The sequence below is a fragment of the Variovorax sp. 54 genome, from assembly GCF_002754375.1.
Taxonomy (GTDB): domain Bacteria; phylum Pseudomonadota; class Gammaproteobacteria; order Burkholderiales; family Burkholderiaceae_C; genus Variovorax.
On record NZ_PEFF01000001.1, the window covers coordinates 3,725,214 to 3,752,206 of the forward strand.

At 68.2% G+C, this 26,993-nt stretch carries 27 protein-coding genes; 19 read left to right on the forward strand and 8 right to left on the reverse strand.

The window, feature by feature from the left end; genetic code table 11:
* The first annotated feature begins 13 nt into the window (after nt 1-13).
* Nucleotides 14-916 carry a DUF4261 domain-containing protein gene (locus CLU95_RS17280; RefSeq protein ID WP_099794745.1) on the forward strand — a complete coding sequence of 301 codons (903 nt, stop codon included), beginning with the start codon at nt 14-16 and terminating at the stop codon, nt 914-916.
* Between the two features lie 49 nt (nt 917-965).
* Here CLU95_RS17280 and CLU95_RS17285 read toward each other — a convergent pair whose 3' ends face one another.
* Together CLU95_RS17285 and CLU95_RS17290 are read right to left on the reverse strand one after the other, a co-directional pair.
* The gene (locus CLU95_RS17285; RefSeq protein ID WP_099794746.1) at nt 966-1,793 is read right to left on the reverse strand and encodes an enoyl-CoA hydratase-related protein; all 828 of its coding nucleotides are present in this window, start codon (nt 1,791-1,793) and stop codon (nt 966-968) included.
* Between the two features lie 165 nt (nt 1,794-1,958).
* Nucleotides 1,959-2,318, reverse strand: coding sequence for a DUF2917 domain-containing protein (locus tag CLU95_RS17290; RefSeq protein ID WP_257214648.1), 360 nt, complete (start codon nt 2,316-2,318; stop codon nt 1,959-1,961).
* 82 nt (nt 2,319-2,400) lie between these two features.
* Between CLU95_RS17290 and CLU95_RS17295 the strand changes: the two genes are divergently transcribed.
* Nucleotides 2,401-3,327 (forward strand): LysR substrate-binding domain-containing protein, encoded by a 927-nt coding sequence (locus CLU95_RS17295; RefSeq protein ID WP_099794748.1) that lies wholly within the window; start codon nt 2,401-2,403, stop codon nt 3,325-3,327.
* Nucleotides 3,328-3,352: 25 nt separating this feature from the next.
* Here CLU95_RS17295 and CLU95_RS17300 read toward each other — a convergent pair whose 3' ends face one another.
* Nucleotides 3,353-3,931 carry a fasciclin domain-containing protein gene (locus CLU95_RS17300; protein ID WP_099794749.1) on the reverse strand — a complete coding sequence of 193 codons (579 nt, stop codon included), beginning with the start codon at nt 3,929-3,931 and terminating at the stop codon, nt 3,353-3,355.
* Nucleotides 3,932-4,329: 398 nt separating this feature from the next.
* On the opposite strand from CLU95_RS17300, the gene CLU95_RS17305 reads away from it, so the two are divergent.
* The 4 genes from CLU95_RS17305 to CLU95_RS17320 all read left to right on the forward strand — a co-directional run bounded on the left by CLU95_RS17305 (nt 4,330) and on the right by CLU95_RS17320 (nt 7,119).
* Complete coding sequence (locus CLU95_RS17305) at nt 4,330-4,557, forward strand: hypothetical protein (RefSeq protein ID WP_099794750.1); 228 nt, start codon at nt 4,330-4,332, stop codon at nt 4,555-4,557.
* Complete coding sequence (locus tag CLU95_RS17310) at nt 4,550-5,332, forward strand: hypothetical protein (RefSeq protein ID WP_099794751.1); 783 nt, start codon at nt 4,550-4,552, stop codon at nt 5,330-5,332. Before CLU95_RS17305 ends, CLU95_RS17310 begins: the two co-directional genes overlap by 8 nt.
* 65 nt (nt 5,333-5,397) lie before the next feature.
* Nucleotides 5,398-5,838, forward strand: a complete 441-nt coding sequence (locus tag CLU95_RS17315; RefSeq protein ID WP_099794752.1) for an EamA family transporter — start codon at nt 5,398-5,400, stop codon at nt 5,836-5,838.
* An 84-nt stretch (nt 5,839-5,922) separates the two neighbouring features.
* The gene (locus tag CLU95_RS17320) at nt 5,923-7,119 is read left to right on the forward strand and encodes a PDDEXK nuclease domain-containing protein (RefSeq protein WP_257214649.1); all 1,197 of its coding nucleotides are present in this window, start codon (nt 5,923-5,925) and stop codon (nt 7,117-7,119) included.
* A gap of 30 nt (nt 7,120-7,149) precedes the next feature.
* On the opposite strand, the gene CLU95_RS17325 is transcribed toward CLU95_RS17320, so the two are convergent.
* The 3 genes from CLU95_RS17325 to CLU95_RS17335 form a co-directional block, all read right to left on the reverse strand.
* A complete protein-coding gene (locus CLU95_RS17325) occupies nt 7,150-8,430 on the reverse strand; it encodes an MFS transporter (RefSeq protein ID WP_099794754.1) in 1,281 nt (426 codons plus the stop codon).
* A gap of 151 nt (nt 8,431-8,581) precedes the next feature.
* Nucleotides 8,582-10,756 (reverse strand): malate synthase G, encoded by a 2,175-nt coding sequence (locus tag CLU95_RS17330; protein WP_099794755.1) that lies wholly within the window; start codon nt 10,754-10,756, stop codon nt 8,582-8,584.
* 55 nt (nt 10,757-10,811) lie between these two features.
* A complete protein-coding gene (locus CLU95_RS17335) occupies nt 10,812-11,489 on the reverse strand; it encodes a haloacid dehalogenase type II (protein WP_099794756.1) in 678 nt (225 codons plus the stop codon).
* A 185-nt stretch (nt 11,490-11,674) separates the two neighbouring features.
* On the opposite strand from CLU95_RS17335, the gene hisC reads away from it, so the two are divergent.
* Entirely contained in the window at nt 11,675-12,652 is a 978-nt protein-coding gene (hisC, locus tag CLU95_RS17340) for a histidinol-phosphate transaminase (protein ID WP_099794757.1), read from the forward strand.
* 55 nt (nt 12,653-12,707) lie between these two features.
* Nucleotides 12,708-13,676: a Bug family tripartite tricarboxylate transporter substrate binding protein gene (locus CLU95_RS17345; RefSeq protein ID WP_099794758.1), complete on the forward strand. Its 969-nt coding sequence runs from the start codon at nt 12,708-12,710 to the stop codon at nt 13,674-13,676.
* A 141-nt stretch (nt 13,677-13,817) separates the two neighbouring features.
* Here CLU95_RS17345 and CLU95_RS17350 read toward each other — a convergent pair whose 3' ends face one another.
* Complete coding sequence (locus CLU95_RS17350) at nt 13,818-14,558, reverse strand: IclR family transcriptional regulator (RefSeq protein ID WP_099794759.1); 741 nt, start codon at nt 14,556-14,558, stop codon at nt 13,818-13,820.
* Nucleotides 14,559-14,647: 89 nt separating this feature from the next.
* On the opposite strand from CLU95_RS17350, the gene CLU95_RS17355 reads away from it, so the two are divergent.
* From CLU95_RS17355 to CLU95_RS17370, 4 genes are all read left to right on the forward strand, one after another.
* Nucleotides 14,648-15,583 (forward strand): hydroxymethylglutaryl-CoA lyase, encoded by a 936-nt coding sequence (locus CLU95_RS17355; RefSeq protein WP_099794760.1) that lies wholly within the window; start codon nt 14,648-14,650, stop codon nt 15,581-15,583.
* Entirely contained in the window at nt 15,576-16,766 is a 1,191-nt protein-coding gene (locus CLU95_RS17360) for a CaiB/BaiF CoA transferase family protein (protein ID WP_099794761.1), read from the forward strand. The genes CLU95_RS17355 and CLU95_RS17360 overlap by 8 nt, the downstream gene beginning before the upstream one ends.
* A 41-nt stretch (nt 16,767-16,807) precedes the next feature.
* Nucleotides 16,808-17,734: a LysR family transcriptional regulator gene (locus tag CLU95_RS17365; RefSeq protein ID WP_099794762.1), complete on the forward strand. Its 927-nt coding sequence runs from the start codon at nt 16,808-16,810 to the stop codon at nt 17,732-17,734.
* Between the two features lie 64 nt (nt 17,735-17,798).
* Nucleotides 17,799-18,251: a DUF2214 family protein gene (locus tag CLU95_RS17370; protein ID WP_056584391.1), complete on the forward strand. Its 453-nt coding sequence runs from the start codon at nt 17,799-17,801 to the stop codon at nt 18,249-18,251.
* 85 nt (nt 18,252-18,336) lie between these two features.
* On the opposite strand, the gene CLU95_RS17375 is transcribed toward CLU95_RS17370, so the two are convergent.
* Nucleotides 18,337-18,708 (reverse strand): hypothetical protein, encoded by a 372-nt coding sequence (locus tag CLU95_RS17375; RefSeq protein ID WP_099794763.1) that lies wholly within the window; start codon nt 18,706-18,708, stop codon nt 18,337-18,339.
* A gap of 133 nt (nt 18,709-18,841) precedes the next feature.
* Here CLU95_RS17375 and argS point away from each other — a divergent pair, with 133 nt between their 5' ends.
* From argS to CLU95_RS17410, 7 genes are all read left to right on the forward strand, one after another.
* Nucleotides 18,842-20,527: an arginine--tRNA ligase gene (gene argS / locus CLU95_RS17380; protein WP_099794764.1), complete on the forward strand. Its 1,686-nt coding sequence runs from the start codon at nt 18,842-18,844 to the stop codon at nt 20,525-20,527.
* 14 nt (nt 20,528-20,541) lie between these two features.
* On the forward strand, nt 20,542-21,312 hold the full coding sequence (locus tag CLU95_RS17385) for an SPOR domain-containing protein (protein ID WP_099794765.1): 771 nt from the start codon (nt 20,542-20,544) through the stop codon (nt 21,310-21,312).
* 153 nt (nt 21,313-21,465) lie between these two features.
* On the forward strand, nt 21,466-22,110 hold the full coding sequence (locus CLU95_RS17390; RefSeq protein WP_099794766.1) for a thiol:disulfide interchange protein DsbA/DsbL: 645 nt from the start codon (nt 21,466-21,468) through the stop codon (nt 22,108-22,110).
* A 130-nt stretch (nt 22,111-22,240) separates the two neighbouring features.
* Nucleotides 22,241-22,963, forward strand: a complete 723-nt coding sequence (gene lptA, locus CLU95_RS17395; protein ID WP_099794767.1) for a lipopolysaccharide transport periplasmic protein LptA — start codon at nt 22,241-22,243, stop codon at nt 22,961-22,963.
* Nucleotides 22,960-23,754, forward strand: a complete 795-nt coding sequence (gene lptB, locus CLU95_RS17400) for an LPS export ABC transporter ATP-binding protein (RefSeq protein WP_099794768.1) — start codon at nt 22,960-22,962, stop codon at nt 23,752-23,754. The genes lptA and lptB overlap by 4 nt, the downstream gene beginning before the upstream one ends.
* Before the next feature lie 17 nt (nt 23,755-23,771).
* Nucleotides 23,772-25,364 carry an RNA polymerase factor sigma-54 gene (gene rpoN, locus CLU95_RS17405; RefSeq protein WP_099794769.1) on the forward strand — a complete coding sequence of 531 codons (1,593 nt, stop codon included), beginning with the start codon at nt 23,772-23,774 and terminating at the stop codon, nt 25,362-25,364.
* Nucleotides 25,365-25,374: 10 nt separating this feature from the next.
* Nucleotides 25,375-26,991: a phospholipase D family protein gene (locus CLU95_RS17410; RefSeq protein ID WP_099794770.1), complete on the forward strand. Its 1,617-nt coding sequence runs from the start codon at nt 25,375-25,377 to the stop codon at nt 26,989-26,991.
* Nucleotides 26,992-26,993: the final 2 nt, after the last annotated feature.

Genomic DNA, 26,993 nt, shown 5'->3' on the forward strand with positions numbered 1-26,993 from the left:
AAGGAGTCCGCGCGTGAGCATTTTTTCCCGTTTTTTTGGCCGCAAGGACGAGCCGGGCGATACCGGCGCATTGGTCGCCAACCCCGAGGCCGGTGAGGCCGGCGACACCGTCGCGCTGACGGTCTTGTTCGCGGATGTGCTGAACATCGATGTCGCCGCGCTTGCGCAGGCATTGCGCGCCTACCACTGCTCCACCGGCGACGCGCGCTGCGAGATCACCGAAGACCCCGGTCCTTTTCTGGCGCTGGCGGGCTGGAAGAACCACGTGGTCCGGATGGTCGGCTTCGATGTGCCGATGCCGGCCGAATCGGTCGAGGTTTGCGTGGCGCCGGCGCACTACCCGCAAGAGCTCAAGGCCCGGGTGCGCGCGCACCGCAGCCACGTCATCCTCTACTACGCGGGCTACGAGGCTTCGGTGCTCGAACAGTACGTGGCCCTGGCGACCGTGGCCGGCGCGCTGGCCCGGCTCGGTGCGCTGGTGGTGCTGAACGAATCGGCCCACACCTCGCTCCCCGCGGCCGTGTTCGACGCCCACATCGAAGGCGACAGCATCGAATTGCTGCGGGACCTCGATCTGCCGGCCCTGTACTGCGGCTTCGTCAAGTACGAGGTCGAAGGCGTGCAGGGCGTCTGGATGCGCACCTATGGCGCGCACCACTTCGGCCAGCCCGACTTCGCGGCCCTGGCCGAAGGCCACCACGAAGGGGAGAAATACTTCCAGCTGTTCGGCAACGTGCTGCGCTACCTGATCGACAGCGGCGCCGAAATGGGCGCCGGCCACACCATGCAGGTCGGCGAGGACAAGTTCCTGCGGCTGCGCGAGCCGCTCGAGGCGGAATACTTTCTCGACGGCCCCGAGGCCGTGCTGGTGGCCGAACTGATCGGCGCCGACGAGATCAACGCGCGCCCGCACTGACTGGCCGGCCCGCCGGCCATGCGGTTGCGGACGGGCGTGCGCGCCGTGTTCAGCGGCCCTCGAAAACCGGCGGCCGCTTCTGCAAAAAGGCGCTCACGCCTTCACGGAAGCTCGGGCGGTCGATGAGCGCGCGCTGGCGCTCGCTCTCGTAGTGCAGTTGTTCCTTCAGCGTGTGGCGCTCCGAGGCCTCGAAGGCCTCGCGCGCTTCGCGCACCGCATGCGCCGGCAGGCGCGCCAGGCGCTGTGCGATGGCGCGGGCCTCGTCCATCAGTTGCTCGTCGTCAGCGCAGGCCCAGATCAGGCCCCACTGCACGGCGCGCCCGGCGCTCAGGCGCTCGTCGAGCAGCGCCATGCCCATTGCGCGCGCCCGGCCGGCGCGGCGCGGAATGGCCCAGGTGCAGCCGAGGTCAGGCACGATGCCGAGCTTGGGCAGGAACGGGAGGTAGAAGTAGGCGCTGCGTGCCGCAATGGTTACGTCGGCCGTGAGCGCCAGGCCCACGCCCGCACCGGCCGCCGGGCCATTCACCGCGGCGACCACCGGCACCGGCAGCGTGCGCAGCGTTTCGATGAGCGGGTTGCTGAGCTTCTGCATCCACTCGGCGGTCTGGTCGCCGAGCGTCTGGCCGGCCTCGCCGGGCGGCGCCATCGCGCTCAGGTCGGCGCCCACGCAGAAGGCCTTGCCGGCGCCTGTGAGGATCACGGCGCGCACCGTGCGGTCGTCGCGGATGCGCTCGAGCGCGTCGCGCAGTTCGACCTGCAGGTCTTTCGCGATCGGGTTCAGCTTGTGCGGCAGGTTCAGCGTGAGCGTGGCGATGCCGTCGGCCTGCTCGCACAGCACGCAGGGCTGCGGTTGGGATGTTTGTTGCGGCGCGGTCATGCGAGCGCTCCGCCGAAAGTCGGGGTGGTCATGGGCGTGTCCCTTTCAAGGCAACGAAGGAAAACGGACGCCCAAAGCAAAAAGCCGCCTGTCGTCACGGCGGCACGCGGCGCTCCCTGCGGGGGCGGTCCATGGCATCGAGGTTCGATGCCATGGCGCCCGCGGTCAAGCCGGGGACAACCCGTGCAGTGCCAGTCGCCAAGGCGACCGCGCGCGCGCCTGTGCCCGCGAGGCCGGGTTCGGCAGCGCGGCGGGCTGCGCGTCCGACACCGAGATGCACGACGACTCCAGCGCCGACACCAGCACGCGCCGGTGCTCGCTGCTCTCGAAGCGCTCGCCCGGCCCGAGCACGATGTCGCGCGGGTCGCGGTCGAGCGTGATCCACACGGCGCCGCTGCGGCACTCGATGCCCACGCCCGCGCCGTCGGGCACGGCGAAGACGGCGCGGTTCGGCAGGCTCACGTGGAAGCGCGAGGTCGATGAGGAGAAAAAAGCGGAAGGAGACGGGGTGGTGCTGCTGCTCATGGGAACCTCCATTGCATTCGTGATACGAATGAATATAGTGAGTCGCCCCCTCTCTTACACGCGGTCATTCGGAACTCATTGCATGCCTACAGAGAATGCGAAAACCCCCGCCGGCGAGCTCCCGCCGCTCGAGCTGCTGCGCAGCTTCGAGGCCGCCGCGCGCCGGCTGAGCTTCACGCTGGCGGCCGGCGAGCTGCACCTCACGCAGTCGGCCGTGAGCCGGCAGATCCAGCAGCTCGAAGCCAGCCTGGGTGTGCTGCTGTTCGAGCGCCGCCACCGCGCGCTCGCGCTCACCGAGGCCGGCGGCGTGCTGCAGCGCGCCGTCACCGACAGCCTGGAGCGCCTGCGCGACGCCACCGCGCGCGTGCGCGCCAGCGCCGCGCCGCGGCAGGTGTCGATCACCAGCACGCCGGGCTTCGCGTCGCTGTGGCTCATTCCGAAACTGGCGCGCTTCACCAGCACGCATCCGCAGGTCGATGTGCGCGTGTCGGCCACGCTCGACGTGCTCGACCTGGACGTGAGCCGCCTCGACCTCGCGGTGCGCTTCGTGCCCATCGGCCGCGGCGTGGGCCCGGCGCTGTTCGAGGAATCGGTGATCCCGCTGTGCGCGCCGCAGGTCGCCGCGTCGCTGCGCGAGCTGTCCGACTTTTCCAAGCTCACGCTGCTCACCAGCGAGTACCCGGACCACAGCGAAGCCCCGACCGTCGACTGGGAGCCGTGGCTCAGGGTGATGGGGCTGGAAGACCTGCGCATGAAGAGCACGCTGCGTTTCACGCAGTACGCCGATGCGGTGGCCGCCGCGGTGGCGGGGCAGGGCGTGGTGATCGGGCGCCTGCCGCTGCTGCGCGAACTGATGCGCGACGGCCGGCTCGTGGCGCCACTCGGCGAGGGCGCGGCATCGCACCGCGGCTACTTCATCGAGATGTCGCGGCGCGCCGCGGGCAACCGCGACGCGCAGGACTTCGCGCAATGGCTGCGCGACGAAGCCGAGGCCGCGCAGCGGAGCTGACGACGGGCCGCGGCCCGTCTGCCGATCAACCTGGCAGCAGCACCTTGTTGACGACGTGGATCACGCCGTTCGACTGGTAGACATTGGCGATCGTCACCGCGGCCGTGCCGCCCTTGGCATCGGTCAGCCACACCGTGCCGCCGCTCATCGTGGCCGTGAGCGTGCCGCCGCTGGCGGTCTTCAGCATCGCCTTGCCGCCGCCCGCGTTGATCGCGCTCATCAGCGCCGCGCTGTCCATGCGACCGGGCACCACGTGGTAGGTCAGCACCTTGGTGAGCGTGGCCTTGTTCTCGGGCTTGAGCAGCGTGTCGACTGTGCCGGCCGGCAGTGCCGCGAACGAGGCGTTGGTCGGCGCGAACACCGTGAACGGGCCCGGGCTCTTGAGCGTGGCCACGAGGTCGGCCGCCTTCACCGCGGCGACCAGCGTCGTGTGATCCTTCGAATTCACGGCGTTGTCGACGATGTCCTTCGTCGGGTACATCGGTGCGCCGCCGACCATGGGCGTCGCCGATGCACTGCTGCTGCCCATGCCCATGCCGCCACCACTGCCAGCACAGGCGCCCAGCAAAGCCGACACGCCGAGTGCGATCACGAGTTTTTTCATGGATGTCTCCTGGAAAGAAAAGGCTCTGTGGAAACCGCCAACAGCTCGGAGGCGCAATGCGCTTGAGATGCCATACGGCGCGATGCGCGAAGCGGATTCAACGCGCGCGTTCGTGTCAGCTTTGCGCCACAGCACTGCGCGCCCCGCTTGCGCGCGGCGCGAGCCCTCGCCAGAATCCGCCCTTCCTTTTTCAGCGACAGTTTTTTCCGACACCACGCCCGGCGACGATCAACCTCCCGGGCGAGAACGCCAACCAATGAACCGTTCACTGAACACCTGACGCACACCGACCGCCCCGGCCGGATGTGCTCCTTCGCATCCGCCGCGGCCGTATCGACAAGGGCCCCGCGCGCAACTGCATTCGCCGGGGCCTTTTTGTTTTTTCGGAGTGTGCGCACATGAGTGCTCAACGAAAGGCCCGTGACGACGACAAGCGTCTGGGCCGGTTCTACTTTGCGGTGCCCGCGTCGGTACCGCGCAATCCCGTGGTGGCCGCCATGGCTCGCCGCGAATCCAGCCAGGGCGCAGGCCGCCACCTGCGCACGCACCGCGCCGAGCGGCGCGCGCAGAAGGTGGCGCTGCAGAAAGCCGCGCGCGACTTCGGGCGGAGGGCCGGCGATGCGTGACGACATGGACAAGGTGATCGTCGAGCGTCCGCGCGGCGGCTGGCGTGTGCAGGGCGATGGTCGCCCGTGGCGCAACAGCCCCGAGCGCGGTTCGCACCTGGGCATGAAGCGCGGCCTGCAGCATCCGAAGTGGCTGAGCGAAAACCTCCAGCCGCTCAAGCGCTGGCTGCACAAGCAGGTGCACCGGCCCTGGGACAAGGTGTACGCCGAGCTGTGCGCGGGCATCGACCGCCGCAGCACGGTGCAGGCGCACATCTTCCTGCACGTCGACGACTTCGTGGCGCGCGACGCGGTGCTGTGCGACGGCGAAGTGCGGGTGCGACCGTACCGCTGGGGAGACCGGCCCGGCGTGCCGCTGCACGAAGCGCCGGGTGTCGAGCTGTTCGTGCATCCGGTCACCGGCATCCTGCTGCCGAACCGGCGCTTGCGCGAGGCGCGTGCGGCGCGCCGTGCGGACCGGGCCGGGCGGCGCGGCGACACGCCGTATGCCGTTTACCACGTGATCGACGAGAGCACGCAGTGGCACTGCGTCGAGGGCTGCTGGTTCGAGGTCGTGCTGGCGAAGTTTCCCGAGCGCGCAAGCGCGACGCAGCCGGAGCCCAAGTGCTACGACGTGCTGCGCCGCTGCATGGTCACGCGCTGCGGCGCGGCGCGGCGTTCCGCGCCAGGCCTGCCCACGCACTTCGACATGTATGGGCGTCATGACGTGTATGCCGTCGCCAAGCGGCAGCTGAGCCGGCGCGAGGTGCGGGCGCGGTTGGGGGATGCGGCGTGAGCACCGCAGCACGGCGGTTCGCGCGATGATCGGGCGGACTGCCATCCCCTGTGAAGGAGCGCGCCATGACCCTTGCTGCATCATCGAATTGGTTCGTCTGGGCGATCCTGTCGGCCGTCTTTGCTGCGCTGACGGCCATCCTTGCCAAGCTGGGCCTGGCCGGCGTCGATTCCGACATGGCGACGCTGGTGCGCACCGTGGTGATCCTCGTCGTGCTCGCGGCCTTCGTGAAGGCCACGGGCAAATGGACGAACCCCTTCGAACTGTCGCCGCGCACCTGGGCCTTTCTCGTGCTGTCGGGGCTGGCAACCGGCGCGTCGTGGGTCTGCTACTTCCGAGCGCTCAAGATGGGCAATGCCTCGCAGGTCGCGCCGGTCGACAAGCTCAGCGTCGTGCTCGTGGTGCTGTTCGCCGTGATGTTCCTCGGCGAGCGGCCGTCCGTGCGCGAGTGGGGCGGCGTGGCGATGATCGCGGGCGGGGTGCTGATGCTGGCGATCAAGCGCTGAGGCGCACCCACTCGGCGAGGCTTGCAGCCGTGCGCGGGCGCACCACCCCTGCATAATTCCGACGAACTTTTTCAGGGCGCTGCATTGCCTACTTCCAAAAAATCCCCCGTCCGCTCGACGACACCAGCGCGCACCAAGGCCGCACCTTCCGTGCGTCCTCTTTTCGGTCGGGTGCGCGAGATTCTGGAGGCCGCGCGGGCTGGTGTGGCGCGGACGGTCAACACGACACAGGTGGCCGCCAATTGGTTGATTGGGCGCGAGATCGTCGAGGAAGAGCAGCGCGGGCAGCGCCGTGCCGGCTATGGTGCAAAGCTGCTGGCCGAGTTGTCGGAGCGCCTGAACACGGAATTTGGTCGCGGCTACTCGGTGGACAACCTCGAGGCGTTCCGGCAGTTTTATCTCGACTACCCGCAGCTGATTTCCGAGACGGCGCCTCGGAAATTGCCGATGCAGCCGATTTCCGCGACACCGTCTCGGAAATCGACCCCCGAACCGGACTGGCTTCCCGGCGTGCTGCATCCCTCGCTGTCCTGGAGCCACTACCGGCAGCTGTTGCGTGTGACGCGGACAGAGGCTCGCGCCTTCTATGAGATCGAGGCCATCCGCAATGCATGGTCGGTGCGTGAGTTGCAGCGCCAGACCGCGAGCCTGCTGTACGACCGCCTGGCCAAGAGCAAGGACAAGAAAGGCTTGATGCGATTGGCAACGCACGGGCAGGAGGTGGCGCAGCCGCTCGATGCATTGAAAGACCCGATGGTGATCGAGTTCCTCGGGCTGCCGGAGTCCCCCAGGCTCGTCGAGTCGACGCTGGAGCAGGCGCTGATCGACAACCTGCAGACCTTTCTGCTCGAGCTCGGCAAGGGCTTCGCGTTCGTGTCGCGCCAGGAGCGCATCACGATCGATGGCGATCACTTCTACATCGACCTGGTCTTCTATCACGCAGTGCTGAAATGCTATGTACTGATCGACCTCAAGGTGGGCAAGTTGACCCACGCCGACCTCGGCCAGATTCAGTTCTACGTGAACTACTTCGATCGCGAGCGCTGCACCGAAGGCGACAACCCGACGCTGGGCGTCATCCTCTGTCCCGACAAGAACGACGCGGTGGTGAAGTACACCCTGGGCGAACAACAGGAGCGCAACATCTTTGCGAGCCGCTACCAGTTGCATCTGCCGACCGAGCAGGAACTTGAGCGGGAGATTCGTCGCGAGATCCGTCAGTTATCGACGACTTTGCCCGCTCGCGCACCGGCAAAGAAAAGCGCGAAACGAAAGGCGTGACGGCGGCACGCGAAGGTGCCGCGTGCCTCGTCAAGGATCGGGTGACACCGGCCGCTGACGTTCACGCGCCCGCGGCAACAGAAGAAACGCCAACGTCCCCGCCGCCAGCATCCCGCTCACCGTGAGGAACACCGCGCGGAACGGCTCGGTGCCGTGGGTCACGGCCCAGGAGGCGGCGACGCCGGTGGTCCATTGCATCAGCGAGACGCCGAGGAACATCGCCATGTTGAGCAGCGCCATCGCGCGGCCGGTCACTGCCGCCGGGTAGGCGTTCTTGGTGTACGCGTACAGCAGCACGCTGTAGCCCGACAGCAGGCCGTAGACGATCGGCAGGCCGATGTCGATGGCACGCGATTGCGTGAGGGCCATGGCGGCGAACATCGCTGCGCCGGCGAAGGCGCAGCGCATCATCCAGCGCGTGCGGCGCGCACCGCCGGGGTCGAGGCGGCCGAACAGCATGGGGCTGGCCATGCCGGCGACGGTCATCACCAGCGCCACGTTGCCGCTGGCCACGAGCGAGAGGCCGTGGCGGTCGTGCAGCACGGGGCCGAGCCACAGGCCGCGCAACGTGATGAAGGCCGCATACGACACGCAGGCGAAGCACAGCAGGCCGAGCGTGTGCGGCATGGCGAACAGCGGCCCCAGGTCGCGCACGGCCTGGCGCAGCGACTGGCGTTCGGGCGCGGGTGCGTCCGGTGCGAGCGCTGCGGGCGTGCGCGCGGGCTCGTGCACGCGCCAGAAGATGACGATCCACGAGAGCACGGCGAAGGCGGTCAGCACGGCATAGCCGGCGCGCCATGACGCGGCCTCGATCAGCAGCGCCAGTGGCGTGCCGGTGAACACGATGCCCAGGCCCGCGAGGCTCATCACCAGCCCCGACATGGCGGTGAAGCGCGAGGCGTCGAAGTGCCGCGCAATGAACACGGTGCAGGCCAGGAAGGCCGGTGCGCAGCCCACGCCGATCAGCGCCTGCCCCAGCAGCAGCGCACCGAAACCCGGCGCCACGGTGCACAGCGCGGCGCCCGCGATGGCGAGCGGAAAGGCGGTGAGCACGGTGCGGCGCACGCCGAAGTGATCGATCGACACGCCCATCGCGAGCTGCATGATGCCGAAGGTGAAATGGAAGGTGCCGGCCCACGTGCCGAGCGCCTGCGGCGTGAGGCCGAAGTGCTGCGTGAGCGGCGTGGCCATCATGGCGCCGACGGTGCGGAAGGCCTGGCTCAGCGCGAAGGCGGTGGCCAGCGCGACCAGCATGCCGGCGGCCGAGGTCGACCAGCGGGTCGGGGGCGGCGATGCCGCGTGCTTGTTCATCGAAAGAGACGGAGACCGGAGAGAGAAAAGGGAGCGGCGTCGATGCTACCGGCATGTCGCGCCCCATGCAGAACGGCGCCCGAGGGCGCCGTTCGTTTGCTGTCTCCGAGGCGTCAGGCCCGGCAGGTGCCGGGCCCACGCAGGGCGCGCGTCAGGCCGCGGCCTTGACCTTCAGGCGCCATGCGTGCAGCAGCGGCTCGGTGTAGCCGCTGGGCTGCTCGATGCCCTTGAACACGAGGTCTTGCGCGGCCTTGTAGGCGGGGGAGGTGTCGAAGTGGCCGGCCATCGGCTGGTACAGCGCGTCGCCGGCGTTCTGCTCGTCGACCACCTTGGCCATGCGCTGGAAGGCCTCGTCGACCTGCGCCTTGGTGACCACGCCGTGCAGCAGCCAGTTGGCGATGTGCTGGCTCGAGATGCGCAGCGTGGCGCGGTCTTCCATGAGGCCGACGTTGTGGATGTCGGGCACCTTCGAGCAGCCCACGCCCTGGTCGACCCAGCGCACCACGTAGCCCAGGATGCCCTGCACGTTGTTGTCGATTTCCTGCTGCTTCTCGGCGTCGGTCCACTTGGCTTCGGCGGCGATCGGCACCTGCAGCAGTGCGTTCAGGATGTTCTCGCGCTCGCCTTCGGCGTCGATCTTTTCGAGCTCTTGCTGCACGGCGGTCACGCTGACCTGGTGGTAGTGCAGTGCGTGCAGCGTGGCCGCGGTGGGCGAGGGCACCCAGGCGGTGTTGGCGCCGGCCTTGGGGTGGGCGATCTTCTGCTCGAGCATGGCGGCCATCAGGTCGGGCATGGCCCACATGCCCTTGCCGATCTGCGCCTTGCCGCGCAGGCCGCAGTTCAGGCCGACGAGCACGTTGTTCTTTTCGTAGGCGCCGATCCACGCGCTGGACTTCATGTCGCCCTTGCGGATCATCGGGCCGCCCTGCATGGCGGTGTGCATCTCGTCGCCGGTGCGGTCCAGGAAGCCGGTGTTGATGAAGGCCACGCGCGCGGCGGCCTCGGCGATGCAGGCCTGCAGGTTCACACTGGTGCGACGCTCCTCGTCCATGATGCCGAGCTTGACGGTGTTGGCGGGCAGGCCGAGCAGTTGCTCGACGCGGCCGAACAGCTCGCTGGCAAAGGCGACTTCGGCCGGACCGTGCATCTTGGGCTTCACGATGTAGATGCTGCCGGTGCGCGAGTTGCCCTTGCGCTTGACGTCGATCATCGCGATGGTGGTGGTGACCACGGCATCCAGGATGCCTTCGGGGATTTCCTTGCTGCCTTCATACAGGATGGCCGGGTTGGTCATCAGGTGGCCCACGTTGCGCAGGAACATGAGCGAGCGACCGTGCAGCTTCAGCGGCTGGCCGTTGGCGCCGGTGTATTCGCGGTCGGCGTTCAGGCCGCGCGTGAAGGTCTTGCCGCCCTTGGCGACTTCTTCGGTCAGCGTGCCCTGCACGATGCCCAGCCAGTTCGCGTACGCGACGACCTTGTCGGCCGCGTCGACCACGGCCACCGAGTCTTCGAGGTCGAGGATGGTCGAGAGCGCGGCTTCGAGCACGAGGTCGCTCACGCCGGCCGCATCGCTCTTGCCGATGGCGGTGCTGCGGTCGATGCGGATGTCCAGGTGGATGCCGTTGTGCTTGAGCAGCACCGACGACGGCGCGGCGGCGTCGCCCTGGTAGCCGATGAACTGCGACGCATCGGCCAGGCCGGTGGTGCTGCCTTGCAGCGCGACGACGAGCTGGCCGTCCTTCACGCTGTAGCCGGTGGCGTTCTTGTGCGAGCCGTTGGCCAAAGGCGCGGCCTGGTCGAGCACGTTGCGTGCGAACTCGATGACCTTGGCGCCGCGCACGGGGTTGTAGCCCTTGCCCTTTTCGGCGCCGCCGGTTTCGGGAATGGCGTCGGTGCCGTACAGCGCGTCGTACAGCGAACCCCAGCGCGCGTTGGCGGCGTTGAGGGCGTAGCGCGCGTTCAGGATCGGCACCACCAGCTGCGGGCCGGCCTGCAGCGCGAGTTCGGCGTCGACGTTGGCCGTGGTGGCCTTCACGCCCTTGGGCTGCGGCAGCAGGTAGCCGATCTTTTCCAAGAAGGCGCGGTAGGCCGGCATGTCGGCGATCGGGCCGGGGTTCTTCTTGTGCCAGGCGTCGAGTTCGCTCTGCAGGCGGTCGCGCTCGGCGAGCAGGGCGACGTTCTTGGGCGCGAGGTCATGGACGATGGCGTCGAAGCCCTTCCAGAACACGTCGCTGGCCACGCCGCTGGCGGGCAGGACTTTTTCTTCGACGAAGCGGTGCAGTTCGGTCGCGACCTGGAGTCGGTGGGCGGTGGTGCGGTCGGTCATGTGTTTTCTCCTTGGGAACGCAATGCAAAAAAATGGAAATCGGGGAGGGCCTGGTTCAGAAGAAGGCAAGCACGTCGCGCAGGCTCTGGCCGGTGCGCTCGGGGGACGTGCCCAGTTCTTCGAAAGGCAGTTGGTAGCGGTTGACCCAGAGCGTGCGAAATCCGTACCAAGTGGCGCCCAGCGCGTCCCAGCCGTTGCAGCTCACGAAGGCGATCTGCGCGGGCGGCAGGCCGGTGGCCGTGACGCCGAGCCGGTAGGCCTCGGGATGGGTCTTGTACTTGCGGATGCCGTCCACGCTCAGCACGTGGTCGAGCAGGCCGTGCAGGCCGGCGCTGCGCACGGCGGCGTCGAGCATGCCGGGGTCGCCGTTCGACAGGATGCCGGTGACCACGCCGCGCGCCTTCAGCGCCTGCAGCACTTCGCGGCTTTCTTCAAAAGCGGCGAGCGTGCGGTAGGCGTCCATCAACTCCTGCTCGGCGGCGTCGCCCAGTGCCAGGCCCAGTCGCTTGGCGCTGTAGCGCAGGGCGGCGCGCGTGAGTTCGCTGAACGGGCGGTAGTGCGCGCCGTCGTTGCTGGTGGTCACGAGGCGGGTGTATTCGATCTGCTTGTCGCGCCAGGCCACGGCCAGCGCGGCTCCCTGGCCGGGGAACAGGCGCTCGGCCGCCTGCCCGACGCTGTACACGTCGAACAGGGTGCCGTAAGCGTCAAAGAGAACTGCCCCAGGTGAAGCCATAGGAGAACTGTATTCGATACTTTGCAAGCCAGTAAGAGCCGAAAGTGAGATTTATCTGTGACAAAAATGCATGTAATCGACGGAGGCCCGCGAAGGCCAGACCCCAGCGTCAAAGGGTAGGCCCTGAGGCCGGGGCGGTGTCAGCTGTATATATTTAACTTCTTAAATAATCAGCTCCCGTCGCAATGATCCTCCTGGCTTCCAACGAAAACCCGCTCGGCATGCCCGAGTCGGCCCGCCGCGCCGCCGCCGCCGCCCTCGAAGGTGCGGGCAACTACCCCGACAGCAACGGCACCGCGCTCAAGCAGGCGCTGGCCGCGCGGCTCGACGTGCCGCCCGAATGGCTCACGCTCGGCAGCGGATCGAGCGAGATTCTCGAACTGGCGGCGCAGGTCAGCCTGAAGCCGGGCGAGAACGTCGTCTATTCGCAGTACGGTTTCATCGTCTATGCGGCGGCCACGGCGCACGCCCACGCGCGCGCCACCGTCGTGCCTTCGCGCGATTTTGGCCACGACCTCGACGCGATGCGCGCCGCCATCGGCGACGACACGAAGCTGGTCTTCGTCGCCAACCCGAACAACCCGACCGGCACCTTCATCGATGCTGCGCCGCTGCGCGACTTTCTGCAATCGGTGCCCGCGCACGTGACGGTGCTGCTCGACGAGGCCTACACCGAGTACCTCGCGCCCGCGCAGCGCTACGACAGCATGGAGTGGGTGCGACGCCTGCCGAACCTGATCGTGGCACGCACCTTTTCCAAGGCCTTCGGCCTGGCGGGGCTGCGCATCGGCTACGGCGTGTCGCAGCCGGCGCTCACGGCGCGCATGAACGCGCAGCGCCCGCGCTTCAACGTGACGACACCGGCCCAGGCCGCGGCCGTGGCGGCGCTGGGCGATGCGGACTTTCTGGCGCGCACCTACGAACTCAACACCGCCGGGCGCGACCAGCTTGCCGCGGGCTTCACCGCACTGGGCCTGCCGTACGTCCCGTCGTCGGGCAATTTCCTGATGGTGCAGGTCGGCGATGCGTCCGCCGTGCACGCGCGCCTGCTGGCCGCCGGCATCGAGGTCTCGCTGCTCGGCCCGTATGGCTTGGCGCAATGGCTGCGCGTGAGCGTTGGACTGCCGGCGCAGAACGAGGCGTTGCTGGCCGCGTTGCGCTGACGGTCGACGGGCCGGTCGCGCAAAGAAACAACCACCACCCCGAGGAGACCGCCCCATGCAACGCCGCCAGTTCGCAGCGCAGGCCGCTGCCGTCATCACTGCCACGGCCCTCGCGCCGATGGCGTTCGCGCAGGAGCGCACGGTGCGCATCCTGATCGGCTTTCCGCCGGGCGGGTCGGCCGACGTGGTCGCGCGGTTGCTGGCCGACAAGATGCGTGTGTCGCTCGGGCAGAACGTCATCATCGACAACAAGCCCGGCGCGGCGGGGCGCCTCGCGCTGGCCGAACTCAAGCGCTCGCCGCCGGACGGCAGCGTGCTCATCTTCTCGCCCAGCGGCGCGATGGTGATCCACCCGTGGCTGTATGCGAACCTCGGCTACGACCCGGCGAAAGACTTCACGCCGATCGCGCTCGGCAGCACCTTCGACTTCGCCGTGACGGCCGGGCCGGGTGCGCCGGCGGGCGACCTGAAGGCGGTGCTGGCCTGGATGAAGGCCAACCCCGCCAAGGCCAACTACGCGACCTCGGGCGCGGGCACGGTGCCGCACTTCGCGGGCCAGTTGCTGGCGCACGCCGCGGGCGTGCCGATGACGCACGTCGCCTACCGCGGCGGTGCCCCGGCCGCGCAGGACCTCATCGGCGGCCAGGTGCCGCTGATGGTCGACACGGCCTCGGAAACCATCGAGCACCACCGCGCGGGCAAGGTCCGCATCCTCGCGGTGACGGGCGAACAGCGCAGCCGTGCGCTGCCTGATGTGCCGACCTTGAAGGAGGCGGGGATCAACGTGACGGCCGATGCGTTCTTCGGGCTGTATGGCCCGCCGGGGATGTCGCCCGAGGTGGTCGCGCGGATCGACAAGGCTGTGGCCGACGCGGTGCGCATGCCGGATGTGCAGGACCGGATCTATGCGCTGGGGCTCGTGCCGGCGCATGCGGGGCCGGCCGAACTCGCCGCCATTCAGGCGACCCATCTGAAGCGGTGGGAAATGCCGATCAAGAACTCGGGGTTTAAAGCCGAGTCCTGAGGCCCCGTATTTCTCCCTCCCCTTCCGGGGGAGGGCGGGGTGGGGGCACGGCGGCGGTCGATACGCTGCAGCCTGTGCAAAGGCCGCGTGCCCCCATCCCAACCTTCCCCCGGAAGGGGAAGGAGCAAGAAAAGAAGGCCGTCAGACCTGGCCGCTGAGTTCCTTCGCCGCCGCCAGCACGGGCCCGACATAGGCCGCGTCATACCGATGCGTCGGCATCGTCAGCGTGACTGCCGCGGCCAGCCGCCCATCCGCATGGAACACCGGCGCCGAGATGCCCGCCAGTTCGGCCGTGCGGTCGCCCACGAGCGCGCAATAGCCTTGCGCGCGGATCGCGTCGTACAGCTTGCGCTCCTTCGCCCCACGCGGCCGTTCGGCCTCGGGCCCGAAGGCGATCAGCACGCGCGCGCCCGCGCCCCGGTCGTTGGGCAGCAGGTCGCCCGCGCGCACGTGGTCGCGCACCACATGCGACGAGTCGACGCGGAACTGGCACAGCCGCACCCAGCTGTCGCCCTGGTCCTGCCGCACGTGGTACGCCGCGCTCTCGCCGGTGGCCGCGGCGAGCGTGCGCAGCACCGGCAGCACGAGGCGGTCGAGCGACTGCGACGCCGCGTACAGCCCGTGCAGCCGCGCGATCTCCAACCCCAGCGCGTAGCGCCCGTCGTCCTGCCGGCGAATGAGCCGCGCATGTTCCAGCGAGGCCAAGAGCCGAAGCACCGTGCTCTTGTAGAGCTGCGTGCGCTCGGCAAACTGCGCGAGCGACAGCGCCTCGTCGCCGGGCTGGAACGCCGAGAGCAGGCTCAGCGCGCGGTCGACCGCAGCGGCGCCGCCGGGGGCGGCGTTGAGATCGGACACCGATTCGTTCTGGGCTTTGCGGGGCATGGCGTGGCTTGACAGTCGGCGGGCTTGCCGATTTAATTCTGTTTAACAGAATATAGTTCTGCAAGATAGAACGGTCAAGGAAGCACCCGATGACCTCCCCCGACGTCCTCATCAGCGAGGTTGGCCCGCGCGACGGCCTGCAATCCGTGAAGGCCACCATGCCCACGGCCGACAAGCTGCGCTGGATCGACGCGCTGTACACCGCCGGCGTGCGCGAGATCGAGGTCGCCTCGTTCGTGCCCGCGAAGCTGCTGCCGCAGATGGCCGACGCCGCCGAGGTGGTGCGCCACGCGGTCACGCTGCCCGGTCTCGTGGTGATGGCGCTGGTGCCTAACCGCAAGGGCGCGCAGGCCGCGCTCGAGGCGGGCGTGCACAAGCTCACGATGCCGGTGTCGGCCAGCGTGGCGCATTCACTGGCCAACGTGCGCAAGACGCCGACCGAGATGGTCGAAGAGGTGCGCGCCATTGCCGAACTGCGCCGTGCCATCGCGCCGCAGGTGAAGCTCGAAGCGGGCATCTCCACCGCCTTCGGCTGCACGCTGCAGGGGCTGGTGCCGGAAGACGATGTGATCCGCCTCGCGGCGCAATGCATCGAGGCCGGGGCCGACGAATCGGGCCTGTCCGACACCGTGGGCTACGCCAACCCCGCGCAGGTGCGCCGCCTCTTCCAGCGGCTGCGCGCCGAGATCGGCGTGCACGCGGGCGCCGCCCACATGCACAACACGCGTGGCCTCGGCATCGCGAACTGCCTGGCGGCGTGGGACGAGGGCGTGCGCACCTTCGACGCCTCGCTCGGCGGTCTCGGCGGCTGCCCTTATGCGCCGGGCGCGTCGGGCAATGCGGTCACCGAAGACCTCGTCTTCATGTTCGAAGCCATGGGCGTGCGCACCGGCATCGACATCCAGAAACTCATCGCGGCGCGCGCGCCGCTCAAGGCCGGCCTGCCCGGCGAACCGGTCTACGGCATGACGCCCGAAGCCGGCCTGCCCAAAGGCTTTGTCCAGGAACACATTGCACATGTCTGAAACCAATCCCTTGCCCTACGCCGGCGTGCGCGTCGTCGAGTTCACCCACATGGTCATGGGCCCAACCTGCGGCCTGTTGCTGGCCGACCTGGGCGCCGAAGTCATCAAGGTCGAACCCATCGAGGGCGACAACACGCGCCGCCTGCTCGGCTCGGGCGCGGGCTTCTTCCCGACTTTCAACCGCAACAAGAAGAGCATCGCGCTCGACCTGAAGAAGCCCGAAGGCGTGGAGGCCGCGCTGCGCCTCATCGCCACCGCCGACATCGTGAGCGAGAACTTCAAGCCCGGCACGATGAAGAAGCTGGGGCTCGACTACGACACGCTCGCCAAGCTCAACCCGCGCCTCATCTACGTGAGCCACAAGGGCTTTCTGCCCGGCCCGTACGACCACCGCACCGCCCTCGACGAGGTGGTGCAGATGATGGGCGGCCTGGCCTACATGACCGGCCGCGCCGGCGATCCGCTGCGCGCGGGCGCCAGCGTGAACGACATCATGGGCGGCATGTTCGGCGCCATCGGTGCGATGGCCGCGCTGCGCCAGCGCGAGCTCACCGGAAAGGGCTGCGAGGTGCAGTCCGCGCTGTTCGAGAACAACGTGTTCCTCGTCGCGCAGCACATGATGCAATTCGCCGCCACCGGCAAGGCCGCCGACCCGATGCCCAGCCGCATCTCGGCCTGGGCCGTGTACGACGTGTTCACCGTGAAGGACGGCGAGCAGATCTTTCTTGCCGCCGTGAGCGACAAGCAGTGGGCCATCTTCTGCAAGGCCTTCGGCCTCGAAGACATGCTGGCCGACCCGCGCCTGAAGACCAACAACGACCGTGTGCGCGCGCGCGACTGGATGATGCCGATCCTGCGTTCGCACTTGGCCAACCACAGTGCGGCCGAACTCAGCGCGGTGTTCGAGCAGAACGAGCTGCCCTTCGCGCCCATCACCAAGCCGCAGGAGTTGTTCGACGACCCGCACCTCAACGCCACCGGCGGCCTCGCGCCCGTGCGCATGAACGACGGCCACATGGCCAAGGTGCCGCTCGCACCGTTCACGCTCGGCGGCGAGCGCCCCGGCATCCGGCTGCAGCCGCCGCACATCGGCGAGCACAGCGAGGCGCTGCTGAAAGAAGTGGGCTACAGCGACGGCGACATCGCCGCGCTGCGGGCGCAGGGCGTCACGGCCGGCGACTGAGAAGGTGAGAAGGCGGTGGCGGGCGATATAGTTCCCGCCCCATGGACCGCCTCAAGCAGCTCGAATCCTTTGTCTCGGTCGCGACCCGCGGCAGCCTCACCGCGGCGGCCAAGGCGGAAGGCGTGGCGCCCGCGATCATGGGCCGGCGCATCGACGCGCTCGAAGAGCGCCTGGGCGTCAAGCTGCTGGTGCGCACCACGCGCCGCATCACGCTCACGCACGAAGGCAGCGCCTTTCTCGAAGACTGCCAGCGCCTGCTGACCGAGTTCGCGAACGCCGAGGCCAGCGTGAGCGCCGGCGGCGTGAAGGCCAGCGGCCACCTGCGCGTGACGGCGCCGGCCGGCTTCGGCCGCCGCCACGTCGCGCCGCTGGTGCCGCGCTTTCATGCGCTGCATCCCGAAGTGACGATCTCGCTGAACCTCAGTGACCGCGTGGTCGACGTCACAGGCGAGAGCTTCGACTGCGCGGTGCGCGTGGGCGACCTGCCCGACTCGTCGCTGGTGAGCGTGCGCCTGGCCGACAACCGCCGCCGCTGTGTCGCCACGCCCGAGTTCCTGCGCCGCCACGGCATGCCGAAGCACCCGGGCGAGTTGTCGCGCTTTGCCTGTCTCACGCTGTCGAGCGATGCCTCGCAGACGCGCGGTTGGGCCTTTCGCATTACCAACGAAGAGGGCGCGCAGGAGCTCATTCACCTGCGCCCCAGCGGCCCGCTCGATTGTTCCGACGGCCAGGTGCTGCATGACTGGTGCCTCGCGGGCCACGGCATCGCCTGGCGCAGCACCTGGGAGGTCGAGGCCGAGATCGACGCCGGCCTGCTCGTGCCCCTGCTCGACGACTTCGCCGCGCCGCCCAACGGCATCTACGCGGTGTTCGCGGGCACCAAGCACCTGCCGCTGCGCGTGCGACTGTGGCTTGATTTCCTCAAAGCGCAGTATGGGCAGCCGGAATTCTGGGGCGGGCGGTCCTGAAATCGTGACCGGGCGGCACAATGCTTTTTGCATTTGCTTGCAACCCCGATGAAGAAAGTTTCCGATGACCCTCGAAGCCATCCTCGCCTACCTGCATCTGTTGGCCATCCTCACGATGGTCGTGTTCATCTCCAGTGAAGCCGCGCTGTGCCGCGTGCAATGGCTCAATGCCGCCGTCGTCGAGCGGCTCGCCAAGGTCGACATGGTCTACGGCATCGCCGCCATCGCGGTGCTGGCCACCGGCATCGCACGCACCTGGTGGGGCGTGAAGGGCACGGCCTGGTACTGGACCAACCCGCTGCTGCACGTGAAGCTCACGTTGTTCATCATCGTGGGCGTGCTGTCGATCTTCCCGACGCTGACTTATTTCCGCTGGCGCAAGACGCTGCGCGCCACGGGCAAGCTGCCCGCGGAGGCCGACATCCTGAAGACGCGCAAGCTGGTGATGATCCAGGCGCACCTGATCGCGCTGATCCCGCTGGTCGCGGTGTTCCTGGCGCGCGGCTTCGGCAAGTAATCAACAGAACAGACAAAAGAAAAGGCCCGCATGAGCGGGCCCTTCGGGAGTAACAAATGTCAGCGTCGTGCGGCGCTGCGCCGGATCAGGCCTTGGCGGCGCCGGCTTCGCACTTCTTCATGAAGCTGTTCTTGGCGGCACCGGCCAGGGCCTTGCCGTTCTTGTCGATGGCCTTGGCGGCGCAGGCGGGTCCGGCGGCTTCCTTGGTGCACTTCTTCATGAAGCTGTTCTTGGCGGCGCCGGCCAGGGGCTTGCCGTTCTTGTCGATCGCCTTGGCATCGCAGCTGGCACCACCGGCGGGCGCGGCTGCTGCAGCGGCAGGAGCGGCTGCCGCAGGTGCGGCGGCGGCTGCGGGGGCCACGACCGGTGCGGGTGCCTTGTCCTGCGCGTAGGCGCTGAACGACAGGCAGGCGCCGAGCGCGACGGTGGAGACGACCAGGGAAAGGAGCTTCTTCATGATGGGATATGTCCTTGCAAGGTTGGGTTGTGACAGACGCCCCGCCTCGGGGCCGACCATCCTAACGGGCGACATCGCCCATCGGATGACGATCGTTAACTGGGTCCGGGTTTGCCCCCGGTAAAATTCACAGATGCTATTGGTCAAACAGGAGCTGCTCGCGGCGCTCGCGAACACGCTCGAAACCCTCTCTCCCGGCGCCGGTGCCAAAGCCGCGTTCGAGTCGCCCAAGGTGGCGGCGCACGGCGATTTCGCCAGCACCGCCGCCATGCAGCTCGCCAAGCCGCTGGGGCGCAAGCCCCGCGAACTGGCCGAGGAACTGAGCGCTGCGCTGCTCGCCACCCCCGCTTTCGGCCAATGGGTCGAGGCGATCGAGATCGCCGGCCCCGGCTTCCTCAACATCCGCCTCAAGGCCGCCGCCAAGCAGCAGATCGTGCGCGAAGTGCTGGACGCCGGCGAAGCCTTCGGCCGCCAGCCGGCCACGGGCCAGAAGGTGCTGGTCGAGTTCGTGTCGGCCAACCCGACCGGCCCGCTGCACGTCGGCCACGGCCGCCAGGCGGCGCTGGGCGACGCCATCTGCAACCTGCAGGCCTCGCAGGGCGAGAGCGTGTGGCGCGAGTTCTATTACAACGACGCCGGCGTGCAGATCCAGACGCTGGCCCACAGCACGCAGCTGCGCGCCAAGGGCTTCAAGCCCGGCGACGCCGAGTGGCCCAGCGGCGAAAAAGCCCCGGCCTACAACGGCGACTACATCGCCGACATCGCCGAAGACTTCAAGGCGAAGAAGACCGTCAAGTCGGACGACCGCGAATACACCGCCAGCGGCGACATCGACGACCTGGACAGCATCCGCGAATTCGCCGTGGCCTACCTGCGCCGCGAGCAGGACCTCGATTTGCAGGCCTTCCGCGTGCGCTTCGACAACTACTACCTCGAGTCCAGCCTCTACACCAGCGGGCGCGTCGAGGCGGCGGTGGCCAAGCTCGTGGCCGCCGGCAAGACCTACGAAGAGGATGGCGCGCTGTGGCTGAAGTCGACCGACTACGGCGACGACAAAGACCGCGTGATGAAGAAGAAGGACGGCACGTACACCTACTTCGTGCCCGACGTCGCGTACCACATTGCCAAGTGGGAGCGCGGCTTTCACAAGGTCGTGAACATCCAGGGCACCGACCACCACGGCACCATTGCGCGCGTGCGCGCCGGCCTGCAGGCCGCGGGCGAAGGCATTCCCGAGGGCTACCCCGACTACGTGCTGCACACCATGGTGCGCGTGATGAAGGGCGGTGAAGAGGTCAAGATCAGCAAGCGCGCCGGCAGCTACGTCACGCTGCGCGACCTGATCGAGTGGACCAGCACCGATGCCGTGCGCTTCTTTTTGCTCAGCCGCAAGCCCGACACCGAGTTCCTTTTCGACATCGACCTGGCGCTGGCGCAAAACAACGACAACCCGGTCTATTACGTGCAGATGGCGCACGCGCGCATCTGCAAGATGCTGCGCGACTGGGCCGGTGACGTGGCCTCGCTGAGCGCGGTGGACCTGTCCTCGCTGCAGGCTCCGCAAGCGCAGACGCTGATGCTTCAGCTGGCCAAGTACCCGAGCATGTTGACGGCCGCTGCCAAGGATTTCGCGCCTCACGACGTAACTTTCTACCTGCGCGAGTTGGCCGCCAACCTGCACAGCTACTATGACGCCGAGCGTGTGCTCGTCGACGACGAAACGTTGAAGAAAGCGCGCCTGGCACTCGTCGCCGCTTGTGCGCAGGTGCTGCACAATGGCCTCGCGATCCTCGGCGTCAGTGCGCCGAACAAGATGTGAATCACCCTCTGAACATGAAGAAGACAAGCAGACAAAGCGGCAACATCGTCATCGGGCTCATCATCGGCCTGGTGCTCGGTCTGGGCGTCGCCCTGGGCATCGCGGTCTACGTCACCAAGGTGCCGATCCCGTTCGTCAACAAGACGCAACGCGGCGGTGCCGAGCAGGACGAAGCCGAAGCCCGCAAGAACCGCGACTGGGACCCGAACGCACCGCTGGCCGGCAAGGCCGGCGCGCCCAAGCCGGCCGCCACGCCACCGGCCGCCACGGCCACCGGCCCGGTCAACCCGATCACCGGCGCCCCCGTCACGGTGGCACCGGGCACGGCGCCCACCACCGTCACCCCGCCGGTCACTGCCCCCGCCCCCGTGGTGGTGGCGCCCAAGCCGGCGCGTCCCGCGCCGGTGCCGGCCGAAGCCAACGCCCTGCCGCCGTCGAACGATCCGCTGGGCGACCTCGCCCGGGCCCGCGCAGGCGGCAGCAGCACGACCACCGCGTCCGCTGCGCCGAGCCACACGGCCGCCGCACCGTCGCCGTCGGGTGCCGACCCCTTCATGTACTTCGTGCAGGCCGGCGCCTTCCGCACCACCGACGACGCCGAGGCGCAGCGCGCCAAGCTGTCGCTGATGGGCGTCGAGGCCAAGGTCACCGAGCGCGAGCAGGCCGGTCGCACGGTCTACCGCGTGCGCGCCGGCCCGTTCAACAAGAAGGACGATGCCGACCGGCTCAAGGAACGGCTCGACGGCGGCGGTCTCGAATCGGCGCTGGTGCGCGTGCAGCGCTGACCAACGTCTTTCTTGAACAGCCTTTAAGCTCTCGCCCGCGCGGCATCTGCCGCACGCTGTTTTGTCAATTCCAGCGCCTCGGGCGCGCCGCCGACGGGGAACTCCCGGCAGCGCGCCGGCTCTGTCTGCGGTACCCACAGGAGAACCTTTTCCATGAAACGTCGTGACTTTTCGCTGGCCGCCACTTCGATCGGGCTGCTTTCGCTGGCTGCCGTTCCGGCACACGCCCAGCGCGCCCCCAAGGCCGGCACCGACTTCCTCGTGCTCGACAAGCGCGTGCCGGTCGATGCAGCGGCCGGCAAGGTCGAGGTGGTCGAGTTCTTCTCGTACAACTGCCCGCATTGCAACGACTTCGAGCCCTCGCTCGAAGCCTGGGTCAAGGCAGCCCCGAAAGAAGTGGCGTTCCGTCGCATCCCGGTGCCCTTCGTGGGCAACGACGTCGAAGCCAAGCAGCGCCTGTATTTCACGCTCGAAGCCATGGGCAAGCTGGAGGAATACCACTCGAAGGTGTTCGCCGCGATTCACGCGCAGCGCCAGAACCTGAACGGCGAAGCCAACATCCAGGCCTGGGCCGAGCGTGCCGGCCTCGACGGTGCCAAGTTCAAGGAAACATTTGCGTCCTTCGGCGTGGCCAGCAAGGCCCGCCGCGCAGCGCAACAGACCGAGGCCTACAAGGTCGCCGGCGTGCCGGCCCTGGCCGTGGCAGGCCGCTGGTATGTCGACGGCGAAACCGCCGGCAGCATGGCCAAGGTGCTGCAGGTCGCGACCTTCCTGATCGGCGAAGCCAAGAAGGGCTGACCGACCCGACGACCTGTCGACCTGGTTTTTGGGTCGAATGCAAGGCCCGCTTCGGCGGGCTTTTTCATTGGCGGCGGTGGGCAATCACCGTCCCACGCATACAATGTTTCAGAGCAAGTTTCGTGCCTTTATGACATTGCCCTCCATCCCCACATTCCCCACCCTTCGTCGCCTCGGCCGCCTGGCCTTCGGCGCGCTGTTGCTGGCCGGAGCCGCCTCCGGCGCCCTGGCTGAAACCGCCGACCGCACCAAGCCGATGAACATCGAGTCCGACTCGATGCGCTACGACGACCTGAAACAGACCAGCGTGTTCACCGGCAATGTGCTGGTCACGAAGGGCACGATCATCATCCGCGGTGCGCGGCTGGACGTGCGCCAGGACGCCGAGGGCTACCAGTACGGCGTGGTCACGGCGGCGCCCGGCAAGCTGGCCTATTACAAGCAGAAGCGCAACGCCGGCGACGAGTGGATCGAGGGCGAGTCGGAAGTCATCGAGTACGACAGCCGCGCCGACAACGTCAAGTTCATCCGCCGCGCCGTCATGCGCCGGCTGATCGGTGCCACGGCCAATGACGAGAGCAGCGGTGCGCTGATCGTCTACGACCAGAGCAACGACACCTACACCGTCAACGGTTCCCTCGTGCCGCCGAACGCCGGCGTCTCGGCGGGCGGCGGCGGTCGCGTCAAGGCCATCCTTACGCCGAAGGCCACGCCGGCCCCGGCGGCAGGCGGTGCCGCACCGGCAGCGGGCGGCAAGAAGCCCGCGGCCCCGGCGCCCACCCCCGCGCCCGGCGCCGGGCTGCGCCCGAGCACCACGCTGGGCGGCAGCACAGAAGGGGAAGGGCGCAAGTGATCGAAACCGCAGGAACCCCGCCCGCCGACGGCGTCCCGGGCAGCCGCCTCGTGGCGCGCGGCCTCAAGAAGAGCTACGGCAGCCGCACGGTCGTCAAAGACGTCTCGCTCGATGTGCAGAAGGGCGAGGTCGTCGGACTGCTCGGCCCCAACGGCGCGGGCAAGACCACCTCGTTCTACATGATCGTCGGGCTGGTGCGCGCCGATGCCGGCGAGATCACCATCGACGGCGAGCCCATCGCCCACATGCCCATTCACCGCCGCGCGCGCATGGGCCTGAGCTACCTGCCGCAGGAAGCCTCGATCTTCCGCAAGCTCACGGTCGAGGAAAACGTGCGTGCCGTGCTCGAGCTGCAGCGCGAGCCCGACGCCAACGGCCGTCTGGTGGCGCTGTCCAAGCAGCACATCGACGAGCGACTGACGGATCTGCTGGCCGACCTGCGCGTCGACCACCTGCGCGATTCGCCCGCGCTCGCGCTGTCGGGCGGCGAGCGCCGCCGCGTCGAGATTGCGCGCGCGCTGGCCACCCAGCCGCGCTTCATCCTGCTGGACGAGCCCTTTGCCGGCATCGACCCGATCGCGGTGATCGAGATCCAGCGGATCATCAGTTTCCTGAAGGAGCGCGGCATCGGCGTGCTCATCACCGACCACAACGTGCGTGAAACGCTGGGCATCTGCGATCACGCGTTCATCATCAGCGACGGGCACGTGCTGGCACAAGGCACACCCTCGGAGATCGTCGACAACGCCGAGGTACGCAGGGTGTACCTGGGCGAGCACTTCCGCATGTAAGGGAGGGGCGCGTCCTCATGAAGCAAGGGCTGTCCCTTCGCGTCTCGCAGCATCTGGCGCTCACGCCACAGCTGCAGCAGTCCATTCGCCTGCTCCAACTCTCCACGCTCGAACTGAGCCAGGAGGTGGAGCAGATGCTGGACGAGAACCCGTTCCTCGAACGCACCGCGGAAGAAGCCGCGCGCGAGGAGTTCGGGCTCGATGCTGTCGACACGCCCGTGCCACGCGACGACGGTGGTGACACCGGCGAGGGCGATTTCGCCCCGGCGCCGACCCCCAGCGCGACGACCACTTCGAGCGAGACCACGTCCACGCCCGACTCCGACGGCCCCGCCGCCGAGATCACCGAGCGCGAGCCCGACTGGGAGGGCGACGGCACCGTCGAGATGGCGCCCGACGACAGCGAGTGGGGCAGCGACGCACCCGCACGCCAGAACAACCTGGGCGACGACGAGCGTGCCGACGCCACCGAACTCGCGCGCAGCCAGGAGTCGCTGCAATCGTTCCTGCACCGCCAGGCGCTGACCCTGCGGCTCAACGAAAACGACTGCGCCGCGCTGCGCTTTTTGATCGAATCGCTCAACGACGACGGCTACCTCGAAGACTCGCTGCCTGCATTGGCCTCGGGCCTGGCGGGCGATGACAACGACCAGTTCGACGACCTGGTGCACCACTTCCAGGTGGCGCTCGGCCTGCTGCAGAGCCTGGAGCCGGCCGGTGTGGGCGCGCGCGACCTCGGCGAATGCCTGAGCATCCAGCTGAAGGCGCTCGCGAACGAAGACGAGACCGAGGCCGAAGCGCTCGTGCGCAAGACCGCCATCGCGATCTGCAAGCAGCCGATGGAGCTGCTCGCGCGGCGCGACTTCAAGCGCCTGGCCACGCTCACGCGCACCAACGAAGAGCTGGTGCGCTCGGCGCTGCAGATCATTGCGCGCCTGGAGCCCAAGCCGGGCCGCCGTTTTGTCGACGTCGAGCGCAACATCGTCGTGCCCGACGTGATCGTCACCAAGACGGGCCGCGGCACCAACATCAAGTTCCGCGTCATGCTGAACCCCGAGGTGATGCCGCGCCTGCGCGTGCACGACATCTACGCCGGCGCGCTCAAGTCGCACAAGGGCGAGGGCAGCCAGGCGCTGTCGCAGCGGCTGCAGGAGGCGCGCTGGTTCATCAAGAACATCCAGCAGCGCTTCGACACCATCCTGCGCGTGAGCAACGCGATCGTCGAGCGGCAGAAGAGCTACTTCGTGCACGGCGAGCTGGCGATGCGCCCGCTGGTGCTGCGCGAGATCGCCGACGAACTGGGCCTGCACGAATCGACGATCTCGCGCGTGACCACGGCCAAGTACATGTCGACGCCCTTCGGCACGGTCGAGCTCAAGTACTTCTTCGGTTCGGCGCTGGGCACCGAGACCGGCGGCAACGCGTCGAGCACGGCAGTGCGCGCGCTGATCAAGCAGTTCGTGAGCTCCGAGAGCATCAAGAAGCCGCTGTCCGACAGCCAGATTTCCGAGATGCTGAAGGAGCAGGGCATCGAGTGCGCGCGCCGCACCGTGGCCAAGTACCGCGAAGCGCTGCGCATCGCGCCCGCCAACCTGCGCAAGGCCCTGTAGAAAGCTCACGATGACCCATCGCCTGCTGTCGCGCTGTGGGCATTGGGTTTTCGTCATCGCAACCGCGTTGCTGTTCACCGGCTGCGCCACGCTGCCCGACGAAGCACCGCGCGCACCCACCAAGGCCATCGCCGTCTCGGCCGACACCGCGCTCGGCAAGATCGCGCTGGCCTCGCAGCCCGACCCTGACCTCAGCGGCTTTCGCCTCATGCCCGGCGGCGACTTCGCCTTCGACACGCGGCTGCAGCTCGCGCGCCGCGCGCAGCGCACGCTCGACGTGCAGTACTACCAGATCGAGAACGACGAGACCGGCCGCTACCTGCTGCGCACCCTGCGCGATGCCGCCCAGCGCGGCGTGCGCGTGCGCCTGTTGATGGACGACCTGTACACGTCCGGCGAAGACGAGCTGCTGCTCGGTCTGGCCGCCACGCCGAACGTGGAGCTGCGCCTGTTCAACCCGTTCCCGGCCGGGCGCGGCAGCCTGCTCAAGCGCTTCACCGCGTCGCTGTTCGACTTCAGCCGCGTCAACCGCCGCATGCACAACAAGCTCTTCATCGCCGACGGCGCGATGGCGGTGGCGGGCGGGCGCAACATCGGCAACCAGTACTTCAGGCGCACCTCGGGCCAGAACTTCATCGACCTCGACACCTTCGTCACGGGCGCGCTGATCCCGCGCCTGGGCGTGCTGTTCGACCAGTACTGGAACAGCCCGCACGTGCGCCCGATCGGCTCGGTCGTGCGCTCCGACCTGCCGCGCGAAGAACTGCAGCGCCGCTTCGACGTCGCCACCGGCCCCGACACCACGCCGCCGCCGCCCAAGCCCGCGCCCAACGACCTGCTCGGCTACAGCCCCGTGGCCGACGACCTCGACGCCGGCAAGCTCGGCCTGATCTGGACCACCGCCGAGGCCTACGCCGATTCGCCCGACCGCGTGATCGGCAAGACCGCGTCGTATGGCGGCGTGCCGCTGCTCGACGTGGACAGCGTGCGCTACAACGTGGTCGAGCAGATGCGCCGCGCGCGCAGCGAGGTGACGCTGGTCTCGCCCTACCTGATCCCCGGTGCGTCGGGGCTGGAGGTGATGCGCGAGATCCGCGGGCGCAACGTGAAGATCAGCGTGGTCACCAACTCGCTTGCTGCCACCGACGAACCGCTGGTCCACACCGCCTACCGCCGCTACCGCGCCGACATGCTCGCGCTGGGCGCCGACCTGTACGAGCTGAGTTCCGCGCGCACGCGGCGCAGCGTGCGGCTGGGTTTGTTCGGCACGTCGGTGGGCCGGCTGCACGCCAAGTCGGCGGTGATCGACCAGCGCATCCTGTTCGTCGGCTCGATGAATTTCGATCCGCGTTCCGAGGTCCACAACACCGAGATCGGCCTGTTCATCCGCAGTCCCGAGATGGCGCAGCAGACCTTGAAGCTGCTCGACGTGCTCAAGCAGCAGGGCGCCTACCGGCTGCGTTTTGCCGAAGGCAGCGATGCGGGCGCGAGCGGCTCGCGGCGCATCGAGTGGGTCAGCGAGGAAGGCGGCAAGACCACCGTGCTGCACGAAGAACCCGACTCGGGTTTCTGGGACCGCACCATGCTCGAGCTGCTGTCGCCACTCACGCCGGAGAGCCTGCTGTAGCT

What these genes read in the sequence shown, in the direction of transcription:
- CLU95_RS17285 (WP_099794746.1), bottom strand. Translation starts at nt 1,793, where the DNA reads ATGACCGCGCCGCAACAAACATCCCAACCGCAGCCCTGCGTGCTGTGC.
- CLU95_RS17290 (WP_257214648.1), bottom strand. Translation starts at nt 2,318, where the DNA reads ATGAGCAGCAGCACCACCCCGTCTCCTTCCGCTTTTTTCTCCTCATCG.
- CLU95_RS17295 (WP_099794748.1), top strand. Translation starts at nt 2,401, where the DNA reads ATGCCTACAGAGAATGCGAAAACCCCCGCCGGCGAGCTCCCGCCGCTC.
- CLU95_RS17300 (WP_099794749.1), bottom strand. Translation starts at nt 3,931, where the DNA reads ATGAAAAAACTCGTGATCGCACTCGGCGTGTCGGCTTTGCTGGGCGCC.
- CLU95_RS17305 (WP_099794750.1), top strand. Translation starts at nt 4,330, where the DNA reads ATGAGTGCTCAACGAAAGGCCCGTGACGACGACAAGCGTCTGGGCCGG.
- CLU95_RS17310 (WP_099794751.1), top strand. Translation starts at nt 4,550, where the DNA reads ATGCGTGACGACATGGACAAGGTGATCGTCGAGCGTCCGCGCGGCGGC.
- CLU95_RS17315 (WP_099794752.1), top strand. Translation starts at nt 5,398, where the DNA reads ATGACCCTTGCTGCATCATCGAATTGGTTCGTCTGGGCGATCCTGTCG.
- CLU95_RS17325 (WP_099794754.1), bottom strand. Translation starts at nt 8,430, where the DNA reads ATGAACAAGCACGCGGCATCGCCGCCCCCGACCCGCTGGTCGACCTCG.
- CLU95_RS17330 (WP_099794755.1), bottom strand. Translation starts at nt 10,756, where the DNA reads ATGACCGACCGCACCACCGCCCACCGACTCCAGGTCGCGACCGAACTG.
- CLU95_RS17335 (WP_099794756.1), bottom strand. Translation starts at nt 11,489, where the DNA reads ATGGCTTCACCTGGGGCAGTTCTCTTTGACGCTTACGGCACCCTGTTC.
- hisC (WP_099794757.1), top strand. Translation starts at nt 11,675, where the DNA reads ATGATCCTCCTGGCTTCCAACGAAAACCCGCTCGGCATGCCCGAGTCG.
- CLU95_RS17345 (WP_099794758.1), top strand. Translation starts at nt 12,708, where the DNA reads ATGCAACGCCGCCAGTTCGCAGCGCAGGCCGCTGCCGTCATCACTGCC.
- CLU95_RS17350 (WP_099794759.1), bottom strand. Translation starts at nt 14,558, where the DNA reads ATGCCCCGCAAAGCCCAGAACGAATCGGTGTCCGATCTCAACGCCGCC.
- CLU95_RS17355 (WP_099794760.1), top strand. Translation starts at nt 14,648, where the DNA reads ATGACCTCCCCCGACGTCCTCATCAGCGAGGTTGGCCCGCGCGACGGC.
- CLU95_RS17360 (WP_099794761.1), top strand. Translation starts at nt 15,576, where the DNA reads ATGTCTGAAACCAATCCCTTGCCCTACGCCGGCGTGCGCGTCGTCGAG.
- CLU95_RS17365 (WP_099794762.1), top strand. Translation starts at nt 16,808, where the DNA reads ATGGACCGCCTCAAGCAGCTCGAATCCTTTGTCTCGGTCGCGACCCGC.
- CLU95_RS17370 (WP_056584391.1), top strand. Translation starts at nt 17,799, where the DNA reads ATGACCCTCGAAGCCATCCTCGCCTACCTGCATCTGTTGGCCATCCTC.
- CLU95_RS17375 (WP_099794763.1), bottom strand. Translation starts at nt 18,708, where the DNA reads ATGAAGAAGCTCCTTTCCCTGGTCGTCTCCACCGTCGCGCTCGGCGCC.
- argS (WP_099794764.1), top strand. Translation starts at nt 18,842, where the DNA reads ATGCTATTGGTCAAACAGGAGCTGCTCGCGGCGCTCGCGAACACGCTC.
- CLU95_RS17385 (WP_099794765.1), top strand. Translation starts at nt 20,542, where the DNA reads ATGAAGAAGACAAGCAGACAAAGCGGCAACATCGTCATCGGGCTCATC.
- CLU95_RS17390 (WP_099794766.1), top strand. Translation starts at nt 21,466, where the DNA reads ATGAAACGTCGTGACTTTTCGCTGGCCGCCACTTCGATCGGGCTGCTT.
- lptA (WP_099794767.1), top strand. Translation starts at nt 22,241, where the DNA reads ATGACATTGCCCTCCATCCCCACATTCCCCACCCTTCGTCGCCTCGGC.
- rpoN (WP_099794769.1), top strand. Translation starts at nt 23,772, where the DNA reads ATGAAGCAAGGGCTGTCCCTTCGCGTCTCGCAGCATCTGGCGCTCACG.
- CLU95_RS17410 (WP_099794770.1), top strand. Translation starts at nt 25,375, where the DNA reads ATGACCCATCGCCTGCTGTCGCGCTGTGGGCATTGGGTTTTCGTCATC.